Here is a 3,874-nt window from a genome sequence, read left to right on the forward strand (position 1 = left end):
TCCTCCCAGTTGCGCACGCCCAATTCTTCCAGCGGGCGCGCCAGCCGCCGCGCGGTGCTGAGCGAATAGGCCTGGTTGGAATCGATACGGATCATCGCATCGTCGCCGAGTTTCCTGCGGATCAGCTCGACCATCCTGAGCGAGATTTTCGGATCTTCGGTCGAGAACTTGCCTTCGAAGAAAGTCGTTCCATGCGTCTCATGCAATTCGACGCAATAGTCGGCGACTTCCTGGGGCGTCGTCTCGCCCTTCACCTTTGGCCCATCACCGCGCAGCGAAAAATAGTCGGTGAACGGGATATCCTTGCGTACGGCGCCGCCGAGCAACTGGTAGAGCGGCTGGTTCCACGCCTTGCCGCGCAGGTCCCACAAAGCCATCTCGATGGCGCCGAAAGCCATGATGCGTGTGCGGTCGTTGATCGACTGCACGCCGGTCCAAAAGGGCAGGCAGACATGCTCGGCGCCGGCGATGTCGAAGGCATCGCGCCCGACCAGCCGCGGCGCCAGGACATCATTGATGATCGCGGCCGCCGCTGGCGTCGGCGCTTCGCCGAGGCCGACCAGGCCATCCTCGGTCTCGACTTCGACGACGGTCGGTGAAAATCCGTCGAGTTCGCCGAACACCCAGGCATAGGGCGCTTCGAGGCGCAAATTGATCGGCGTGGCTTTGATGCTGCGGATTTTCATCTCAGCGCCCGACCTCGAAGAACGGCGCGCCGAGCAGATCGGGAACGACGTCTATGCCGAGACCCGGCCCGTCTGGAATGCCCATGCGGCTGCCGGTGACCGGTGGCATGTTCGATGCCGTGCGCACCGTCACCCATTCATGGAAGGCGATGGCGTGCAGCCGGCGCTCTTCCGGCGTCGACAGCGACAGATGCGCCATCGCCGCGGTGTCGATCTCGGCGCCGCCCGTGTCCTCGACCGTGATCATGAAGCCGAGGTCGACGGCAATGTCGCGGATCTGGCGTGTCTTCGTCACGCCGCCAAGGCGCGAGATCTTCAGCGTCAGCCCGTCGGCCGCGCCCAGGCGATGAATTTCCAGCATCGCCTCGAGCGAGGTGACGGATTCGTCGAGCACCATCGGCTTGTCGAGCATGCGGCGCACCGACATGTTTTCATCGATCGTGGTGCAGGGCTGCTCGAACGTGTAGTCGATGGCGCGCGTGGCATCGGCGAATTGGCGCGCCTGATAGGGAGTCCAGCCGGCATTGGCGTCGCAGAAGATGACCGTGCCTTTCGGCACCGAGGAGGCAACCGCGATGACGCGTTCGATGTCGTCATGGACATTGCCGCCGACCTTGACCTGCAGCCGGTGGAAGCCGTCCTTGACGATGCGCTTGGCCAGCGCGGCCATGGCGTCGACGCTCCCGTGCGTGACGACCTTGTAGAGTTCCGCGGTGTCGCTTTCCTTGCCGCCGAGCAGCGTGACCAGCGGCACGTCGGCTGCGCGCGCCGCCAGATCCCAGCAGGCCATGTCGAGCGCCGACTTGATGTAGGGATGGCCCTTGAACACCGTGTCCATCAGCCGCCCGATGCTGGCCAGCCCGCGCGGATCGCGGCCGATCAGATGCGGCGCGATCTCGACCACGCCGGCGCGAACGCCGGCGGGGAAGGCGGCCGAGTAAAAATTGCCGAGCGGCGCCATCTCGCCCCAGCCGGTGATGCCGCTGTCTGATGTCATGGACACGATCACGGCGTCGAAGGCGTCGGCCTCGCGCCCCTTCGACATGCGGTATAGCCCGTCAACGAAGGGCTGCATGACGTGGTAGGCCTTGATGGTCTCGATCTGCACGTGTCTTGTCCGCTGTCTGTGGTGTTGGGAACGGGTCAGGCGCCCCTCGATGGGCGTTGTTCGAGGCTGCGCGCGTAGGCAAGCAACTCCTCGAAGTCGAGATCGATATGCTCCCTGGCATGGCGCTGGGCCGCACGCATGTCCTTGCCCTTCAGCAACCGCACATAGGTTTCGTGAACGTCTTCGGCCGGCACCGGCTCGTTGCGGGCATGCTGGTGGAGCGCGAAATACATCTGCAGCCGGCTGGTCAGCCGCTGCCAGGTTTCCAGCAGCACCGAATTGTCGGCCCATTCGTAGATCAGGCCATGCAGTTGCAGCGCGGTTTCGATCTGGCGTGTCGTGTCCAATGCGCGGGTCGCCTGCTTCACGGCTTCGTGGCGCCGGTCGAGCTCGTCGAAGAAGCGCTGGTCACGCAGCGGCCACGCCCGCTCGATGGCCAGCTCGTCCATCACCTTGTTGAACGAATAGGCATCGTCGATGTCCTTGGCTGTGACCTCGATGACGAAGGTGCCGGCATAGGGGATGCTGGTCAGGATCCCTTCCTGGACCAGCTCGCGCATCGCCTCGCGCAGCGGCGCGCGGCTGACCCGCATCTGTTCGGAGATACGGAGCTCGTTGAGCTTCTGGCCGGGCGCGAGCTGGCCGGTCAGGATCGCGCGCCGCAACAGCGCAACGATCTCGGCGCGTCGCGTCGTATCCGCGATAGGACTGAAATCCGCTTTCGCCATTCGGCCACTCCCAGGAAACCGAAAGCAAGACAAGCAGATTGTCGACAATCTAACAAGAGGCTATCTCAATTGATTGGCCAACGCTGCAGAGACCGTTTCGAAATTCCCTCTGGCGAGTCATATGGAGCCGCTGTGGAACGGTTGCCGCCGCTGAATGCGATCAAGGCTTTTGAAGTTGCCGCCCGTGCCGGCGGCTTCACTTTGGCCGCCTCTGAACTCGGCGTTTCGTCGGCGGCGGTCAGCCAGCAGATACGCAATCTCGAAACCTGGTTCGGCAAGCAGCTGTTCGTGCGCAGCGGCAACCGCATCGCGCTCACCGACGCCGATCGCCTCGGCAAGGCTCGGCCTGGGCATCGCGCTTGGCCAGCGGGTCATGGCGCACGCCGATCTGGAGGCCGGTCGGCTGATTGCGCTCTCCTCGTCTCGGTGCACCTCGGGCACCCCTATTGTGCATTCATGCCGCCGGCCAAGGCCGACCGGGCCGATGTTGCCGGTCTGGTGGAACTGCTCAGTCGAGCGGCGCCCGCGACCTGTGGGAAGGCCGGGGCGCCGCGCTGAAGCCGGATCCTGACGGGGGTGTTCAGGTGGCCGGCTTTTCCGGTATCGGCGATACGGGCGCTCCGGGGCCGATCTTCTGCAGATTGCCCGTAATCACCTGGTCGCCCTCGGCGACGCCGCTGAGGATGGCGACCTGATCGCCGCTCGTCGGTCCGAGCGAAACCAGCCGCTGGTCGACCGTATTGCCCTTGCCGACGACATAGAGATATTTGCCGAGCTGGCTTGAGCCCAGCGCCGTCTGTGGCACCATCAGCGCATCGGCCTGCTCTCTCACATGCAGCCGGACACGGACATATTGGCCCGGCAGCAGCGTGAACTTGCCATTGCCGATCGTCGCGCGCGCCGTGATCGTGCCGGTCGAGCGGTCGACCGAATTGTCGATGAAGGTAAGCTCGCCCTTCTGGCTTGCCTCGGTCTGGCCGGGGAGCAGGACATCCACTTCGATCGGGCCGTTCGCACGGGCTTGCTCGATCTCGGTCAGATCCGTCTCGCTCGGGTTGAAGGTGACGTAGATCGGGTCGAGCTGCACCAGCGTGTTGAGCACGGTGCCGGCGACGCTGACCAGCGTTCCGACCGAGGCCTGGTTGCGGCCAAGGCGCCCGGCAAACGGCGCCCGGATTTCAGCGTAGCTCAGATTGAGCTCTGCCGTGCGGACCGCCGCCTGGTTCAGCGCCAGCGATGCCTGCGCTTCGCGCAAGGTGCTGGTGCGCTGGTCGAAGCCGTCCTTGGCGAGGTAGCCGCTCTTGGCGAGCTCGGTGCCGCGGCCAAGATTCGAGCGGGCATAGTCGAGCGTC

The 3,874-nt window shown here is 64.6% G+C and carries 5 protein-coding genes; 1 reads left to right on the forward strand and 4 read right to left on the reverse strand.

The window, feature by feature from the left end; translation table 11 throughout:
* The 3 genes from ENZ74_RS24705 to ENZ74_RS24715 all read right to left on the reverse strand — a co-directional run.
* Positions 1 to 686: mandelate racemase/muconate lactonizing enzyme family protein (locus ENZ74_RS24705; protein ID WP_164761184.1), on the reverse strand; the 686-nt coding region annotated here is incomplete at its 3' end.
* Between the two features lies 1 nt (position 687).
* A complete protein-coding gene (locus ENZ74_RS24710; RefSeq protein ID WP_063167629.1) occupies positions 688 to 1,794 on the reverse strand; it encodes a mandelate racemase/muconate lactonizing enzyme family protein in 1,107 nt (368 codons plus the stop codon).
* Between the two features lie 35 nt (positions 1,795 to 1,829).
* Positions 1,830 to 2,522 (reverse strand): GntR family transcriptional regulator, encoded by a 693-nt coding sequence (locus ENZ74_RS24715; protein ID WP_063167630.1) that lies wholly within the window; start codon positions 2,520 to 2,522, stop codon positions 1,830 to 1,832.
* A gap of 132 nt (positions 2,523 to 2,654) precedes the next feature.
* Here ENZ74_RS24715 and ENZ74_RS35765 point away from each other — a divergent pair, with 132 nt between their 5' ends.
* Complete coding sequence (locus tag ENZ74_RS35765; protein ID WP_275955645.1) at positions 2,655 to 3,080, forward strand: LysR family transcriptional regulator; 426 nt, start codon at positions 2,655 to 2,657, stop codon at positions 3,078 to 3,080.
* Positions 3,081 to 3,102: 22 nt separating this feature from the next.
* Here the strand turns inward: ENZ74_RS35765 and ENZ74_RS24725 are convergent.
* Positions 3,103 to 3,874: efflux RND transporter periplasmic adaptor subunit (locus ENZ74_RS24725; protein WP_127313050.1), on the reverse strand; the 772-nt coding region annotated here is incomplete at its 5' end.

Origin of the sequence: Mesorhizobium sp. M7A.F.Ca.CA.002.15.2.1 (genome assembly GCF_003998715.1) — a bacterium.
GTDB classification, from domain to species: Bacteria; Pseudomonadota; Alphaproteobacteria; order Rhizobiales; family Rhizobiaceae; genus Mesorhizobium; species Mesorhizobium ciceri.